Annotated in this window: 12 protein-coding genes; 7 read left to right on the top strand and 5 right to left on the bottom strand. The window is 72.1% G+C overall.

The annotated features are described in order from the left end of the window. Positions 1 to 137 precede the first annotated feature (137 nt). Together aroF and ABD810_RS11285 are read left to right on the top strand one after the other, a co-directional pair. Entirely contained in the window at positions 138 to 1,175 is a 1,038-nt protein-coding gene (aroF, locus tag ABD810_RS11290; protein ID WP_344937907.1) for a 3-deoxy-7-phosphoheptulonate synthase, read from the top strand. Positions 1,176 to 1,276: 101 nt separating this feature from the next. Further along, positions 1,277 to 2,020 carry an N-acetyltransferase gene (locus tag ABD810_RS11285; protein WP_344937710.1) on the top strand — a complete coding sequence of 248 codons (744 nt, stop codon included), beginning with the start codon at positions 1,277 to 1,279 and terminating at the stop codon, positions 2,018 to 2,020. Positions 2,021 to 2,065: 45 nt separating this feature from the next. Here the strand turns inward: ABD810_RS11285 and thiI are convergent, their stop codons facing one another. Next, entirely contained in the window at positions 2,066 to 3,277 is a 1,212-nt protein-coding gene (gene thiI, locus ABD810_RS11280; protein ID WP_344937708.1) for a tRNA uracil 4-sulfurtransferase ThiI, read from the bottom strand. A gap of 420 nt (positions 3,278 to 3,697) precedes the next feature. On the opposite strand from thiI, the gene ABD810_RS11275 reads away from it, so the two are divergent. After that, positions 3,698 to 4,552: an MHYT domain-containing protein gene (locus tag ABD810_RS11275; protein ID WP_344937706.1), complete on the top strand. Its 855-nt coding sequence runs from the start codon at positions 3,698 to 3,700 to the stop codon at positions 4,550 to 4,552. Between the two features lie 88 nt (positions 4,553 to 4,640). Here the strand turns inward: ABD810_RS11275 and ABD810_RS11270 are convergent, their stop codons facing one another. After that, entirely contained in the window at positions 4,641 to 5,666 is a 1,026-nt protein-coding gene (locus ABD810_RS11270; RefSeq protein WP_344937704.1) for a 6-phosphofructokinase, read from the bottom strand. Positions 5,667 to 5,849: 183 nt separating this feature from the next. Further along, positions 5,850 to 6,878: a lactonase family protein gene (locus tag ABD810_RS11265; RefSeq protein WP_344937702.1), complete on the bottom strand. Its 1,029-nt coding sequence runs from the start codon at positions 6,876 to 6,878 to the stop codon at positions 5,850 to 5,852. 173 nt (positions 6,879 to 7,051) lie between these two features. Here ABD810_RS11265 and ABD810_RS11260 point away from each other — a divergent pair, with 173 nt between their 5' ends. After that, a complete protein-coding gene (locus tag ABD810_RS11260) occupies positions 7,052 to 7,963 on the top strand; it encodes a bifunctional helix-turn-helix transcriptional regulator/GNAT family N-acetyltransferase (RefSeq protein WP_344937700.1) in 912 nt (303 codons plus the stop codon). Positions 7,964 to 8,116: 153 nt separating this feature from the next. Next, positions 8,117 to 11,218, top strand: a complete 3,102-nt coding sequence (locus ABD810_RS11255) for a KAP family P-loop NTPase fold protein (protein ID WP_344937698.1) — start codon at positions 8,117 to 8,119, stop codon at positions 11,216 to 11,218. Between the two features lie 35 nt (positions 11,219 to 11,253). Here the strand turns inward: ABD810_RS11255 and ABD810_RS11250 are convergent, their stop codons facing one another. Beyond that, positions 11,254 to 11,721: a Dps family protein gene (locus ABD810_RS11250; protein ID WP_344937696.1), complete on the bottom strand. Its 468-nt coding sequence runs from the start codon at positions 11,719 to 11,721 to the stop codon at positions 11,254 to 11,256. A 109-nt stretch (positions 11,722 to 11,830) separates the two neighbouring features. On the opposite strand from ABD810_RS11250, the gene ABD810_RS11245 reads away from it, so the two are divergent. Together ABD810_RS11245 and ABD810_RS11240 are read left to right on the top strand one after the other, a co-directional pair. Continuing rightward, positions 11,831 to 12,493, top strand: a complete 663-nt coding sequence (locus ABD810_RS11245) for a MerR family transcriptional regulator (RefSeq protein WP_344937694.1) — start codon at positions 11,831 to 11,833, stop codon at positions 12,491 to 12,493. Further along, a complete protein-coding gene (locus ABD810_RS11240; RefSeq protein ID WP_344937692.1) occupies positions 12,490 to 14,994 on the top strand; it encodes a VIT domain-containing protein in 2,505 nt (834 codons plus the stop codon). Before ABD810_RS11245 ends, ABD810_RS11240 begins: the two co-directional genes overlap by 4 nt. Before the next feature lie 56 nt (positions 14,995 to 15,050). On the opposite strand, the gene ABD810_RS11235 is transcribed toward ABD810_RS11240, so the two are convergent. Then, positions 15,051 to 15,875, bottom strand: coding sequence for an SWIM zinc finger family protein (locus ABD810_RS11235; RefSeq protein WP_344937690.1), 825 nt, complete (start codon positions 15,873 to 15,875; stop codon positions 15,051 to 15,053).

Below are 15,875 nucleotides of genomic sequence, written 5' to 3'. Positions count from 1 at the left end.
GTGAACCGGCCGTCGTGCCACCGCGACCGATCGCCGAGGCGCGCGATCCCCGTGTGCTCACGGCAACGCGGCCGGGTCGTTTTCACCGGCGACTCATCCAGAGAACTCCGCAGAAGTTCCAGAGAAAGGGCACCACCATGGTCATTGTCATGACCCCCGAGGCCACGCGGCAGGACGTCGACGCCATCGTCGACCTGGTCGCCACGGCAGGCGGGGACGCCTTCGTCAGCCGTGGCGTCAACCGTACGATCATCGGCCTCGTGGGAGACATAACGCAGTTCGGCACCCTGAATCTCGGCAGCATGCAGGGCGTCGCCGATGTGATGCGCATCTCCACGCCGTACAAACTGGTCAGCCGGGAGAACCATCCCGAGAGATCCACCGTCCGGGTCGCGGGTGTGCCGATCGGGCCGGACACCGTCACGCTGATCGCCGGGCCGTGCGCGGTGGAGACCCCGCAGCAGACGCTTGAGGCGGCGCGGATGGCGCGGGCGGCCGGGGCGAGCCTGCTGCGCGGCGGCGCGTACAAGCCCCGTACCTCGCCGTACGCGTTCCAGGGACTCGGCGAGGCGGGCCTTCGGATCCTGGCCGACGTACGTGAGGAGACGGGCCTGCCGATCGTCACCGAGGTGGTGAACGCCCACGACGTCGACCTGGTCGCCTCCTACGCCGACATGCTCCAGGTGGGCACCCGCAACGCGCAGAACTTCGCCCTGCTGCAGGCGGTGGGGGCGGCCGGCAAGCCGGTCATGCTCAAGCGCGGCATGAACGCCACGATCGAGGAGTGGCTGATGTCCGCCGAGTACATCGCCCAGCGCGGCAACCTCGACATCGTGCTGTGCGAGCGCGGCATCCGCACCTTCGAGACCGCGACCCGCAACACCCTGGACGTCTCCGCCGTGCCGGTGGTCCAGCGGCTGTCGCACCTGCCCGTCATCATCGACCCCTCGCACTCGGGCGGCCGGCGCGACCTGGTGCTGCCGCTGACGCGCTCGGCCATCGCCGTCGGCGCCGACGGCGTCATCATCGACGTCCATCCGCACCCCGAGCAGGCACTCTGCGACGGCCCCCAAGCGCTGGTCGACGGCGACCTCGAGGAGCTTGCGCGCGTGATGCGCGACTTCCCGCCCCTCATGGGACGCCTCCCCGCCGCCGCGCTCACCCCCGTGGCCTAGTACGCGGGCGCGGGGAGGAGCGCGGGCCGCGTTCTTCCCCGCACGGAGGCGACGGGAACAAATGTGTTGACGGCGGCGACGCCACTGGCCACGATCCGGGCATGGACCTGCACATCAGCACGCTCGCGGAGCGACCCGAGCTGGGACCGGCACTCTGGGCCATGGCCGACAGCTGGCCGCCGTATATGAAGGAGGACCCGGCCGCCAACCTGTACTACCCCATCGCGGAGACGGAGTTCGCGGAGTTCGTCCTGGTCGCCGTCGACCGTGACCAGCCCGGCAGCCTGGTCGCCCGTGCCTTTTCCGTGCCGTTCCTGCTCGGCGAGGAGGACCTGCCCGACAACGGCTGGGACGGCGTCCTGTGGCGTGCCACCCGGACGCGGCGGCGCGGGGACATTCCCGACACGGTCTCGGCGCTGGAGATCACCATCCGGCCCGACCTGCAGGGCAAGGGGCTGTCCGCGCTCATGCTCGGCGCGCTGCGCGACCAGGTCGCCCGGCTCGGGTTCGAGCAGCTCCTCGCCCCGGTGCGCCCCAACGGCAAGCACCTGCAGCCGTGGATGCCCATGACCGAGTACGCCGGGCTGCGCCGGGCGGACGGCCTGCCCATGGACGCGTGGCTTCGCGTGCATGTACGGGCCGGCGGGGTCATCACCAAGGTCGCCCCTCGGTCGATGGTGGTCGCGGGCAGCCTCGCCGAGTGGCGGAGCTGGACCGGCCTTCCCTTCGACGAATCGGGCCAGGTCGAGGTGCCTGACGCCCTGGTGCCGGTGCACTGCGACGTCGGCCAGGACCACGCGGTGTATGTCGAGCCCAACGTCTGGGTACGCCACTCCCTGCGCTAGCCGGGCGCCGCGGCACGAGACGCCCCGCGGACTCCCGGCCGGAGGTCAGTCTTCGAGCTTGTACTCCTGGATGGAGTCGGCGAGCTGGACGGCGAGCTCCTCGGCGTCGAGGCGCTTCTCGATCTGCCGCAGGTCCGCGATCTTGGCGTGGGTCTCGGCCCGGCGCGGGGTGAGCAGGGTGCAGCAGTCCTCGTCGGGCAGCTCGGAGATCTGGAGCGTGCCGATGCGGCGCGCGTCGGCCATGATCTCGGTCTTGTCCATGCCGATGAGCGGCCGCAGGATGGGCAGGCTCACGGCGTCGTCGAGCGCGGTGATGTTCTGCAGCGTCTGGGAGGACACCTGGCCGAGCGAGTCGCCGGTGACCAGCACGCGGCGCCGCAGGCGGTGGGCGACCTCCTCGGCCGTCTTGAGCATCAGGCGGCGCTGGGCGACCACCTGCAGCCGGTCGGCGCCGGACGCCTTGAGGGACTGCTGCGCCTTCCCGAAGGGCACCACGAACAGCCGCGCCTTCTCCTGGAACTTGCTCAGCGCCCGGACCAGGGCGTACGCCTTGTAGATCGACTCGGAGGTCGTGAACGGGATGCCGGAGAAGTGCAGGAAGTCGACCTGCAGGCCGCGGCGCAGCATGCGGTAGGCGGCGACCGGTGAGTCGATGCCGCCCGACATCAGCACAAGGCCGCGCCCGCTGGTGCCCACCGGCAGCCCACCCTGGCCCGGCAGCCCGTCGGTGAAGACGAAGACCTCGTCCCTGTCGACCTCGATGTGCACGGTCAGCTCGGGGTTCTTCAGGCGCACCGGCAGGCCGTACTTGTCGTTGATCTCACCGCCGACCATGCGGTCGAGCTCGTTGGAACGCAGGGGGAACCGCTTGTCGCGCCGGCGGGAGCGCACCGCGAAGGTCGCCTTGCGCTCGACCTCGGGGCGCCCGGCGACCAGCTCCAGCGCCGCCGCGGTGACGGCGTCGGGGTCCTTGGCGACGCGCCAGGCGCGGTGGATCCACACCAGGCCCATCACGTCGGTGAGCCGGTGGGCGAGGAGGTCAGCGGTCTCCACGCTCGTGCCCTCGGGCAGCAGGATGGCGATGACGCCGTGCCGCTGCCGGACGTCGACCTTCACGCCGAAGCTCTTGAGGGCGGCCTTGATGTTGAACTGCAGCTGCCGCTCGAACAGCTCGCGGTTCTTGCCCTTGAGCACTACCTCGCCGAGTTTGAGCAGCAAGCAGGGCTCGCCCAGAGCTGATGGGGGCAGGACGGACATGGAGTTGCCTCCGGGCGCTGGTCGGGGTCGGCGGCGTGCCGGGCGGAAGGTCGTTCCAGCACGCGGCACCCCTCAATTTATCCCGGATGGCGGGTTCCCGGATCCCCCGTGCCCGATCGGGTCCGTGGTGGAGGCGCTTCGACGGCATTCCGCCCGTCCATGGCCGAGGCGCTCCGACGGCATTCCGCCCTTCTCGCCCGAGGCGCTTCGACGGCATCTGACCCGTCCATGATCGAGGCGCTTCGACGGCATTTCACCTCGGCGTCACGCTTCGTTTCCTGGCGGCCCTTTTCGGTTTTTATGACAATTTCGGTCAAGTATCCCCGACATATAGATCATCACCGAATGGAGCCTTGGAACGCTACTACGTGGGATAACCTGCCAAGCCGAACATCGTTCGAGTTTCTGCGAGGAGAGCACGTGTCCCCTATCGACCACTTCTCAAACGGGGCGTTCACCCCCGTGCTCTCATATGTGATGTCGGTCGTCGGATCGCTTCTCGGCCTGGTGCTCGCCTCCCGGGCCCGCGGCGCGCAGGGCGCCGCCAGGATCCGGTGGCTGGCGGTCGCGGCGATCTCCATCGGCGGCACCGGCATCTGGGTGATGCACTTCATCGCGATGATGGGCTTCAGCGTGCGAGGTGTGGGGATCCGCTACGACGTGCCGCTCACCATCGTCTCCGCCGTCGTGGCGATCGTCATGGTCGGCGTGGGACTGCTGCTGGTCTCACGCGGCGGCGAGCGCCTCGTCCCCCTCGCCCTCGCGGGGCTGCTCACCGGGCTCGGCGTGGCGGGCATGCACTACATGGGCATGGCGGCCATGCACATGCCCGTCACCACCGGCTACGACCCCCTGCTGGTCGCCGCTTCGGTGCTGATCGCGGTCGTGGCCTCGACGGTCGCGCTGTGGTTCACCCTGCGGGTCGAGGGCGCGCTCGCGACCACGGGCGCGGCCCTGATCATGGGCCTCGCCGTCTGCGGCATGCACTACACCGGCATGTTCTCGCTCAGCGTGTCCGCCATGCACCCGGCGGACGGCGACGCCCTGGAAGGCGTCCCGGCGATCAGCTTCCTGCTCCCGATGCTCATCGGGATCAGCCTGCTCACGCTGGTGCTGCTGCTGACGGTCATGCTCTCGCCGTCCCGGCGCGAGCTGGAGACCGAGGCGATGCTCCTCGCCCAGCTGCGGGATGGGGGCACCGGGCATGCGCCCTCCACCCCGGCGCCGCCCGCCACCCCCTCGATGTTCGACAGTCGCCGTCCCGGCGGGTCCTGACGCGGCTCGGGAAGTAAGGCCCCCCGAAACGAACCGCACCGCCCCCGGCGCCAGTGCGGCCGGGGGCGGTGCGGCGAGGCGGGGACGGTCAGCCGAAGAAGACCTCGGCCTCCTGGTAACGCGACGGCGGCACGGTCTTGAGCTCGGAGGTCGCGGCGTCCAGGCCCACCCGGACGATGTCGGTGCCGCGCAGCGCGACCATCTTGCCGAAGTCGCCCTCGTGCGCCGCGTCGATGGCCTGCAGGCCGAAGCGGGTCGCCAGCACCCGGTCGTAGGCACTGGGGGTGCCACCGCGCTGCACGTGGCCGAGCACGGTGGTGCGGGCCTCCTTGCCGGTGCGCTTCTCGATCTCGTGGGCGAGCAGTTCGCCGATGCCGCCGAGGCGGACGTGACCGAAGGAGTCGAGCTCGTTGGCCTGCAGCGCCATCTGGCCCTCGATCGGGTGCGCGCCCTCCGCGACCACGATGATGGGCGAGTAGCGGATCTTGAAGCGGCTCTCGACGTACTCGCAGACCTTGTCGATGTCGAACGGCTTCTCGGGGATCAGGATGACGTTGGCGCCGCCGGCCATGCCGGCGTGCAGCGCGATCCAGCCGGCGTGACGGCCCATGACCTCGCAGATCAGCGCGCGGTGGTGGGACTCGGCCGTGGTGTGCAGGCGGTCGATGGCCTCGGTGGCGATGTTGACGGCCGTGTCGAAACCGAAGGTGTAGTCGGTGGCGTTGAGGTCGTTGTCGATCGTCTTCGGCACGCCGATGACGTTGACGCCGAGGTCGTACAGCTGCTTGGCGACCCCCAGCGTGTCCTCGCCGCCGATGGCGATGAGCGCGTCGACGCCGCCGTCGGCGAGGTTCGCCTTGATGCGGTCGACGCCGCCGTCGATCTTGATGGGGTTCGTCCGTGAGGAACCGAGGATGGTGCCGCCGCGAGGCAGGATCCCCCGCACCGTCTGGATTTCCAGCGGCATCGTGTCGCCCTCGAGCGGACCACGCCACCCGTCGCGGAAGCCCACGAACTCATGGCCGTAGACGGTCACACCCTTGCGGACGACCGCACGGATCACCGCGTTGAGCCCGGGGCAGTCTCCGCCCCCTGTCAGTACACCAATACGCATGGCGGGTTCCTCCCGATGGGATACAGAGTCAGACTATGTCGAGTCGCGCGGCCTCCAGAATGCGTTCGCGCATCCCCGATGTGGCCGCCACCGCATGGCATTGTGCCGCAGGTGCCAACATTGGTCTAGACCAAGTGTTCAGAGCGCCTTCGCCCCCGAGCCGGAGAGCGCCGCCGAGCGGGTCTACACCGCCACGGCCAGCACGCACGAAGGGCTGCCGACCTTGAAGGTCTCCCCCGTGGGCTCGGGCACCCCGTCGCGCATCAGCAGCGTGGCGACCGCGTCCGAGCGCTGGTTGGCGACGTACATGTGATCGCCCGCCACGGCGAAGTGCCGTGGCCAGAGCCCGCCCGAGCCCACCTCGGCGACCCGCGACAGGCCGGTGCCGACGCTCTGGGACTCCTGCTCGCCGTCCACCTCGAAGACGGCGATGGTGTCGGGCCCCCGGTTCGCCACGTACAGGTGGCGGCCGTCGGCGGACGGCTCGATGTGGGACACCTGGTTCGGGCCCATGGCGGCGCTGGCGGGTGTGCGGCCGAGCTCACGCCACTCGGCGTCGTAGACCGCGATCATGCCGTCCAGCTCGCCCGCGACGTACCAGCGGCCCTCCCGGTGCGCCATGTGCCGGGGTCCGCTGCCCGGCGCCAGCCGTACCGGGCCCTCGGGGTGCAGGTCGGGCTCGGTGCCGAGCAGGTAGCGGCGGATCTCGTCGGTGCCGAGGTCGGTGACGTGCAGCGCCCGGCCCGGGCCGAAAACGGCCTGGTGGGCGTGCGGCTCGGCCTGCCGCGCCGGGTCGGGCCCGTGTCCCCGGTGGGGGAAGAGCCGGGGCCGGCCGTCGAACAGGCCCGAGCTGCCGAGCCGGTACATCGCCAGCGTGCCGTCGCCGTAGTTGGTGACCGCGAGCCAGGTGCCGGTGGGGTCGACGGCCAGATGGCAGGGGTAGGACCCCCCGCTCGTGCCGTCGGCGAGCAGGCCGGGGCCGTACGGGTCGGCGGAGTAGGCGGCCACTCCGCCCTCCTCGCACTCCAGGACCGCGTACAGCACGGGCAGCCTCGGGTGCAGGGCCAGGAAGGACGGGCCCGGCGCGGCGCTCTCGGCCAGCGCCTTGAGTATCCCGCTTTCCTCCCTGCGGACCACCGTGAGCCCGGCGCCGGACCCTCCGGTGCCGGGTGTGTATCCGCCGATGTAGAGCACGTCGTACCCCGAAGTCATGTGATCGACAATAGCGCCACCGACCGGCTCCGATCTTGCTGCGGGGTACCGAATATCGCAAGTCCGGGTGAGCCGCGTCGAGTGCCGCACGCGGCGGGTCCCCACGGACAGGTCTAGATCTTCGGCCGGAACAATGCTTGACTGAGGCAAGGAATTAGTTGATTGGAGCAACGATGGACGACCTCGTCACCGACGTCCGCGCGTTCAACCGCTTCTACACGCGTGTGATCGGCGTGCTCGGCGCCGGAATGCACGACACCCCGTACTCGCTCACCGAGGCAAGGGTGCTGTTCGAGCTGGACGCCCGTGGCGAGATGGAGACCGCCGAGCTGCGGCGGCTGCTCGGCCTGGACGCCGGATACCTCAGCCGGATGCTCGCCCGCTTCGAGGCGGACGGGCTCGTCACGCGGGCACGCTCGGCCTCGGACGCCCGGCGCCGGCTCGTCCGCCTCGGCGAGAGCGGCCGGGCCGCCTACCGCACGCTCGACGAGGCCTCGGCGTCCGCGGTGCGCGACATGCTGGCGCCCCTCACGGAGGAGGACCGCCGCCGGCTCATGTCCGCGATGACCACCATCCAGGAGATCCTCGGCGAGGCCCCCGAGCGGGAGCCGTACGTCATCCGCCCGCCGCGCGCCGGCGACCTCGGCTGGATCGTGCACCGGCACGGGGTGCTGTACGAACAGGAGCACGGCTGGGACGAGACGTTCGAGGCGATGGTCGCCCGCATCGTCGCCGACTACGTCGAGGGCCACGATCCGAAGCGCGAGGCGGGCTGGATCGCCGAGGTGGACGGCGAGCCGGTCGGCTCGATCTTCTGCGTCCGCGAGGACGACCGCACGGCCCGGCTCCGGCTGCTCCTGGTCGAGCCGTCCACACGCGGCATGGGGGTCGGAGGCCGCCTCGTGCGGGAGTGCCTGGCGTTCGCGAGGCGGGCCGGGTACGAGCGCATCGTGCTCATGACCGTCGACGTGCTCACCGCCGCCCGGCGGATCTACGAGAAGGCGGGCTTCCAGCTCGACGAGCGGCACACCGAGCACAGCTACGGCACCACGGTCACCTTCCAGACCTGGTCCCGCGATCTGTGACCAGCGGCAAAGACCTGGCAAAGGGTGACAGGGCGCGTCCGCGCCCATCCGGGGACGGGCCCGCGATCTGGAAGCATCGTGCGAGCGCCGTATGCACGGCCCCGGCGGCCCAGGGGCACCGAGCCGGGCGCGCCCGGCCACTGGAGCCCGCCGATGACCTCGATGATCGTGTCCACCCCACCCGCTCCGACCATCAGAACGCGCAAGGCCCTGGTCTTCCTCGACCGCGAAAGCGGCGCCGGCGCCACGGGCGGGGCCGACCGCAGGCTCGTCCACGCCCTCACCGCCGAGGGGTACGCGGTCGAGACGGCCGAGTGCGACGCGGCCGACCACCGGCGCGTCGGCGCCTTCCTGGAAACCGTCGAGCCGGGCGACCTGCTCCTCGTCCGCTGGTCCACCGAGTCGGGATGGGGGCGGCGGGAGTTCGGCGCGCTGATGGACGAGTTCGCCCGGCGGGTCGAGCGGTCGGACGGCGCCGCGCTCCTGCTGATCGTCGACTTCGGGTGGCTGGTGACCGCCAACCCCGACCGGCCCCACGCGGCCGTGAGCCGCCTGCGGGTCAGGGGCGAGCCGGTGGCCGCCGCCGCGGCGCTCACCACCAGCGCGACCATGCCGGGGGTACGGCCAGGCCGCGCCGTCTCGCTCACCGCGATCCTCGCCGACGGCATGCTCTCGGGCGACGCGGACCTCGACCGTGACGGCACCGTCTCGGTGGGCGACCTCTACCGGTACGCGGAGGAGCGCTGCGCGGAGCTCGGCGCCGACCGGCGGCCCTGCCTGCTGACCTACGGAGAGGGCGAGCTGATCGGCGTCGCCTCGGCGAGGCGCTCCGTCCAGGACCTCGGGCTCGCCTTCGGGACGGCGCTCGCCCGCCTCGCCGTCGTCGGCGACGCGGTGCCCCCGTCCTCGGCCGGGGAACTGGTGAGCCGCGTCTACGAGGTCCACCTCGGGCAGGACGCGAGGGAACTGCTGCGCCGGGCGACCCTGCTGGCCGAGGACGAGCCGCTCACGCCCGAGGTGGCCGAGTTGCTCACCGAGGGCGCTTCGGCGGGTGAGGCGGTCCGGGAGCTGACGGCGTGGGGCCTGCTCGGGCAGGGAGCCCCGTTCGCCGACCCCGCGATCCGGCGGGCGGTCGCCGGGCGCCTGGACCCCGACGAGCTGTCCCATGTCTCGGCGCTGCTGCGCCGGTGGCGCGCCACCCGGCGGGCCGTGCCGCCCCGCACGCGGCTGACCGGTGACCGCTGGACGATCCAGGACAGGCTCGGCCACCGGGTGCACGCCGAGGCCATCGCGGCGTTCATCCGCCACCCCGACACCCGGCCGCCGCTGACGATCGGCATCAAGGGGCCCTGGGGCGCGGGCAAGACCTCGCTGATGCGCATGGTGCAGGACCTGCTGGACCCCGGCGCCGCCGAGGAGAGGCCCGCCGAGATCCATCTCAGCCGGCTGCGCGGGAGCTCGGCGAAGGTGACGAACGCGGAGGTGCTCGCCCAGGCCGGGGTGCAGCAGGACGGCGGCGCGGAGTACGCCGTCCCCGGAGAGCTCCCGCTGCGGCACGCCGACTGGCGGCCGACCGTCTGGTTCAACCCGTGGATGTACCAGAGCGGCGAGCAGGTCTGGGCGGGCCTCGCCCACGAGATCATCAGCCAGGTCACCGACCGCCTGCCCCGCGGCCAGCGCGAGCGCTTCTGGCTGGCGCTCAACCTCGCGCGCATCGACAGGGAGGCGGTGCGCAGGCGGGCGTACCGGCTGGCCGCCACCCGCCTGCTGCCGGTGGCCCTGGCGTTGTGCGCCGGCCTGCTCTTCACCGCCGCCGCGCTGGCCGCCGGGGCCCTGGTGCCCGCCCTCGGCTCGGTGCTTCGCGGTACGGCCGCCGCCGTCGGGTCGGGCGGCGCGGTCATCGCGGTCGCCGCCGCGGCCGTACGGCTGGCGCGGTTCCTCGGCGAGTCGGCCGACACCGGGTTCCGCAAGCTGGTCCGTCCTCCCGATCTGCTCGGCGTGTCACCCGAACTGGTCAAGGAGCTGACGCCCGACCCCGGCTACCGGTCGAGGACCGGGTTCCTGCACCTGGTGCAGACGGACATGCGCCATGTGCTCGGCATGGTCGCCACCGAGGAGCGGCCTCTGGTGGTGTTCGTGGACGACCTCGACAGGTGCTCGCCTGGCACGGTCGCGCAGGTCATCGAGGCGGTGAACCTGTTCCTCGCCGGAGAGTTCCCCAACTGCGTGTTCGTGCTGGCGATGGAGCCCGAGGTCGTGGCCGCGCACGTGGAGGTGGCCTACCGCGACCTGGCGCGCACGCTGCCGTCAGCCATGGAGGAGCGTTCCGGTCTCGGGTGGCGGTTCCTGGAGAAGATCGTGCAGCTCCCGCTCAGCGTGCCGCTGCTTGACGACGGCGAGCGCATGCCCGCCTACCTCCGTACGCTGCTCGACGTTCCCTCGGCTCCGCACGGCGGCCGGTCCGGCGAGCAGGCGGACCCCGAGCGGGCGCGGGCCCCTGCTCCACGGCTCGATCCTGAGCTGGTCGACCGCATGGAGGCGGCCATCAGAGCCCTGGGCCCCACGGCGGACGACCTCGACACGGTCGCGCGACGGGTCCAGCGGACGTTGGGCGACGCGATTCCTCCCGGCGGCGGGAGGGCACACGGCCCCTCCTCCGCGCCCGCGCCGCGAACCCCGGGCGACCCCAGCGCGATCGCCGCCGCCGACGACGCCATCGGCGGGCTGTCGGCGGCGGTGCGGCTCGCGGCCGACCGCGTCTACGACGACCTGTACAGCGACCAGAACGCGTACGCCGCCATCGAGCGCACGCTCCCCGCGCTGACGCTGAGCAATCCGCGGGAGCTCAAACGGTACGTGAACGTGTTCCGGTTCTACTCCTTCGTCACCTACCGGCGCGCTCTCGCGGGTGCGCCGCGGGCGACGGACGAGGAGGTGGCCAAGCTGGCGGTGCTGACGATCCGCTGGCCGCATCTGCTGTCCCTGCTCTCCCGGGAGCGGGACGCCCTGGGGCCGCCGCTCGCAGGGTCCCCGGACGGGGCGGACGCGGGCGGGGCGGGAGGGCCGGGACGCGCGGCCGGCGGTCAGACGGTGCTGGAGAGGCTGGAGCGGGCCGCGACGCGCCCCGACGAGTGGGAACGCGCGCTGATCGAGGCCGGCCTGCTGAAGAGGGCCGGGACGGCCCGCTGGGACGCGCTACGCGTCCTGCTGTCCGCCCGGCCCTCGATCGCGTACCTGGCCCGCGACCTGCTGTGAGGCCCGGTCCCGCGCCGGGACCCGCGCCCCGTCGCTCAGCGCTGTGCCTGGATCATCCAGTGCTGCTTCTCCAGGTCCTGGGTGATCTCGATGAGCAGGTCCTGCGACACCGGGTCGGCCTCTTCGGTGACGTCCACCCGGTCACGCATACGCGCGATGATCTCCCCGAGGATGTCGGTGAACGCGGCGACGACCTTGCCGTCCTCGATGTAGCCGGCGTCCAGCTGGTCTACCTGGGAGGCGCGGGCCACGGTGGCCGCACGGCCGTCCGGGTTCACCCCGAGGGCCACCGCGCGCTCGGCCGCGTCGTCGGCCCGGGTCCGCGCGATGCTCACGATCTCGTCCAGCTGAAGGTGCAGTGACCTGAAGTTGCGCCCGATCAGGTTCCAGTGGGCCTGCTTGCCCACGAGCGAGAGGTCGATCAGGTCGACGAGCGCGCCCTGCAGAGCCTCACCGGTGATTCTCTGATTGTCGCCTGACAGAGGGCTGGTGATCTGGGCCATGAACGGTCTCCCCCTCAAGAGTTTCTGGCCTCCTACCTACAACGCCCTAACCGGTCTGAACCGCTCCTAAACGTTGACACTGTAATGATTGCAGTGTCAGTATCGGACTATGAGCGACAGCTGGACGATCGGCGAGCTCGCGGAACGGGCGGCGAGCACGCTCGGCCCCACCTCGCAGCGGCCCAACGGCCGGGTGCGGGACGTGCCCAATGAGCGGGTCATCCGCTGGTACACGACCATCGGGCTGCTCGACCCGCCGCTGACCCGCCGTGGCAGGATCGCGCTGTACGGCAGGCGCCACCTCCTCCAGCTCATCGCCGTCAAGCGCAGGCAGGCCGACGGGCGTTCGATCGCCGACATCCAGGCCGAGCTCGCCGGCGCGACCGACACCACGCTCGAAACGATCGCCCGGATCCCCGCCGAGACCATGCGCGCACCCGGCGGCGCCGAGTCCGACGGCGATCACCGGGCCGCGGCCGTCGCCGCGCTCCCGCCCGCGCGGCCACGCTTCTGGGCGGAGCGACCGGCGGTCGTCCCCTCCCTGGCCCGCGACGGCTCCTCCCCGGGGCCCCATCCCGCCGGGCTGGTGCACGGTCTGCGGCTGGCGCCGGGCGTCACCTTGATGCTCGAAGGCCGGGCCCCCTCATCCGACGACATCGCGGCACTCCAGGAGGCCGCCGCACCGCTGCTGGCCGTGCTCCGCGACCGCGGGCTCTCCGGCCCGCTCCACCCCGATCTCGACCGATCCCCGTCCGAAGGGATGCAAGCATGACTGTTCAGATCACGTCGTTGAAGCCCGGTGAGTACACCCCGCTGCCCGACGCGGGGCTGGGCGCGCTGCGGACCGGCAAGGGAAACCTGCCGCTCGAAAGCGTCGAGGTGGACGCGCGGATCACCGCCCTCACCTCCGGCGTCGAGGTCGCCCAGGGCTTCTGCAATCCGTACGACGTCCCGCTTGAGGCGACATACATCTTCCCGCTGCCCGACCGCGCCGCGGTCACCGCCTTCCGCATGGAGGCCGACGACCGGGTGGTCGAGGGCGTACTCAAGGAACGCGGCCAGGCCCGGCAGGACTACGACCAGGCCATCGCCGAGGGACGGCGGGCCGCCATCGCCGAGGAGGAGCGGCCGGACGTCTTCACCATGCGGGTCGGCAACATCATCCCGGGTGAGCGGGTGACGGTACGGCTGACGCTCAGCCAGCCGCTCCCGTACGAGGACGGCGCGGCGACCTTCCGCTTCCCGCTCGTCGTGGCGCCCCGCTACATCCCCGGCACGCCGCTGGACGACCGGTCCGCGGGCGACGGCGTGGCGCCCGACACCGACGCGGTGCCGGACGCCTCGCGGATCACTCCCCCGGTGCTGCTGCCCGGCTTCCCCGACCCGGTACGGCTGTCGCTCACGGCCCGCGTCGACCCGGCCGGGCTCGACCTGCGGGAGATGAGGTCCAGCCTGCACGTGGTCACCCAGGAAGAGGGCGTCGTCCGGCTCCAGCCCGGCGAGCGCCTCGACCGTGACTTCGTGCTCCGCCTGGACTTCACCGCCTCCAGTTCGCTGACCCTCGTCCCGGACCGCGAGCGGACCGCCGGCGGCGAGGACGAGCACGGGCCGGGCCAGGACGGGACGGACGGCGAGGGCACCTTCACGCTCACGGTCCTGCCGCCGGCGCCCGATGACCAGGCCACGCGGCGGCCGAGGGACGTGGCACTGCTCCTCGACCGCTCCGGCAGCATGACCGGATGGAAGATGGTCGCCGCGCGGCGGGCGGCGGCCCGCATCGTCGACACGCTCACCTCGGCCGACCGGTTCGCGGTGCTGTCGTTCGACACCGTCGTGGAACGCCCGGAGACGCTGGACGCCGGGCTCGTTCCCGCGACCGACCGCAACCGCTACCGCGCGGTCGAGCACCTCGCCCGGCTGGAGGCCCGGGGCGGCACCGAGATGCTCCAGCCGATGGAGCAGGCCCTCGGCCTGCTCGGCGATTCCGGCAGGGAGCGGGTGCTCGTCCTGGTCACCGACGGGCAGGTCGGCAACGAGGACCAGATCCTGGAACGCCTCGGCACCCGGCTCTCGGCCGTGCGCGTCCACACCGTGGGCGTCGACCGGGCGGTCAACGCCGGGTTCCTCGGCAGGCTGGCCGGGCTGGGCTCCGGCCGCTGCGAGCTGGTGGAGTCGGAGGACCGCCTGGACGAGGCGATGGAGCACATCCACCGCCGGATCGGATCCCCGCTGGTCACCGGCCTGTCGCTCAAGCCGGACCTGCTCGAGGTGCTGCCGGGCACCGTGACCCACCTCGGGTCGCTGTACTCCGGCGTTCCCCTGACCGTCTCCGGCAGGTTCCGTGGCCGGGCTCGGGGCGCGATCACCGTCCACGGCCTCGGCGCGGACGGGAAGCCGTGGGAGCGGCGGCTCGAAGGCACCCCCGCGGAGGGCCCCGCACGGGCCATCTGGGCCCGGGCTCACCTGCGCCGCCTGGAGGACCGCTACGCGATCGGCGACCACCACCTGGAGCGGGAGATCGTCGACACCTCGCTCCGGCACGGGGTGCTGTGCCGGTTCACCGCCTTCGTGGCCGTCGACACGCGTGTCGTCGCCGAGGGCGGGGCGAGCCACCGGGTCGTGCAGCCGGTCGAGATTCCGAGCGGCTGGGACATGTCGGGCCCGCCCATACCGATGATGGCCGCCGCCCCGGTCGCGTACACCACCGCCGCCGCACCGGCGATCTTCAGCGTCGGCCGGCAGAACGATCTCATCGCCGGTGGGCCGATGCCGGTCCCGGGCGGGCTGGCGGGGCCGGTGGGCGCCACGGACGCCGGGCCCTTCCCGGCGCCCGAGGCCATGGCCCCTCGGGGAAGGCTCTTCGCCCGGTCCGCGGCCGCGAAGATGGCCCCGCCCGCGCCGCCGGTGCCACACTCTGTGGACCTGGTCCGGCCGCAACTGGTGGAGGAGCTGGCGCGGCTGCACGCGCGGGCGTCGCTGCCCGGTCCCGAGCGGCTGCGGTACCTGGCCGACCTGGGCAGCCGCATGGCCGCCCTCGCCACCTACGTCGGCGGCGAGAACCAGCTGTCGGCCCTGGCCCGCGAGCTTTCGGCCTGCGAGAGGCCGGACGCGGACGTGGACGCCCTGTGGCTCCGCGCGGTGACGGTGCTCACCGAGCTGACCGGCGGCCACGGTGGCGTGCCTGGCGGCCCGGATGAGTCCGGCGGCCCGGGGCCGGGGGCAAAGGACCGGCCACGCGGCCCGAGACCCTCCTTCTGGAAGCGCTCCTCCTGACGCCGGAGGGGTGGCCCGACACGGCAGGGGCTCAGGCGCCCCGCCGGAACGTACCGCTAGGGCCGGGGACCCAGCTCGCGGTAGGCGGGGCGGAGGATGTCCATCAGCGGGATGTGCCGGACCTTGATCGGCGGCGGCTCCAGGGCGCGCAGCAGGAGCTCGGGAGGCGCCGCCGGGGTGACGGCTCGTGGCCGCAGGCGGCTCAGCGCGACCGTGGCCGAGTAGAAGTCGTTCACGCGCTCGCCGAACGGCACCTCGTCGACGTGCAGCGGGTCCACGGGCTCCTCATCCTTCTCCGGCATCTCCCGAAGGGCGTCCAGCAGGTCCTCCTTGACCCGGCCGCGCCAGGCGAGCACCAGGAAGGGGTCCTTGTCGAACGCCTCGGCCAGCAGGTAGAGCACGGCCGACAGGTGCTTGCACGGCAGGCCCCAGTCGGGGCAGGAGCACTCCATGTCCAGCTCGGCGGGGAAGAGCGGCAGGCCGAGCGCGTCGAAGACCTCCACGATCTCCGGCGGCATCTCACCGGCCAGCAGCTTCGCGCGGTACAGCGCCTGCCCCGCCAGCGACTCCTGGACCCCCGCCCAGTCGGACTCGCCGTACGCCGCGATCCTGACCTCCAGCAGGTAGGGGTCGGGCCGTGACCCCTGCACCCTGGCCTTGACCAGGCCGGGCGACAGATCGATCTCCAGCACCTGGCCCTTCCTGGCGTACGAGCGGCCCCGGCTGAGCCGTCCGGGGTCGCAGACGCTCTCCAGGATGTCGATGAACCGGCGTGACCACCACTGCTCGCCGATCGACCCGCGCTTGCTGCGTGCCTGTATGCCCCCCTCCACCCGGATGGGCGCGGAAGCCTCGAACCAGCCGCCCTTCCCCACCGGCAT

It is taken from the genome of Sphaerisporangium flaviroseum (assembly GCF_039537005.1).
GTDB classification, from domain to species: domain Bacteria; phylum Actinomycetota; class Actinomycetes; order Streptosporangiales; family Streptosporangiaceae; genus Sphaerisporangium; species Sphaerisporangium flaviroseum.
Note: the sequence above shows the minus strand (reverse complement) of the source record. Positions and strands in the feature narration are given on the sequence as shown.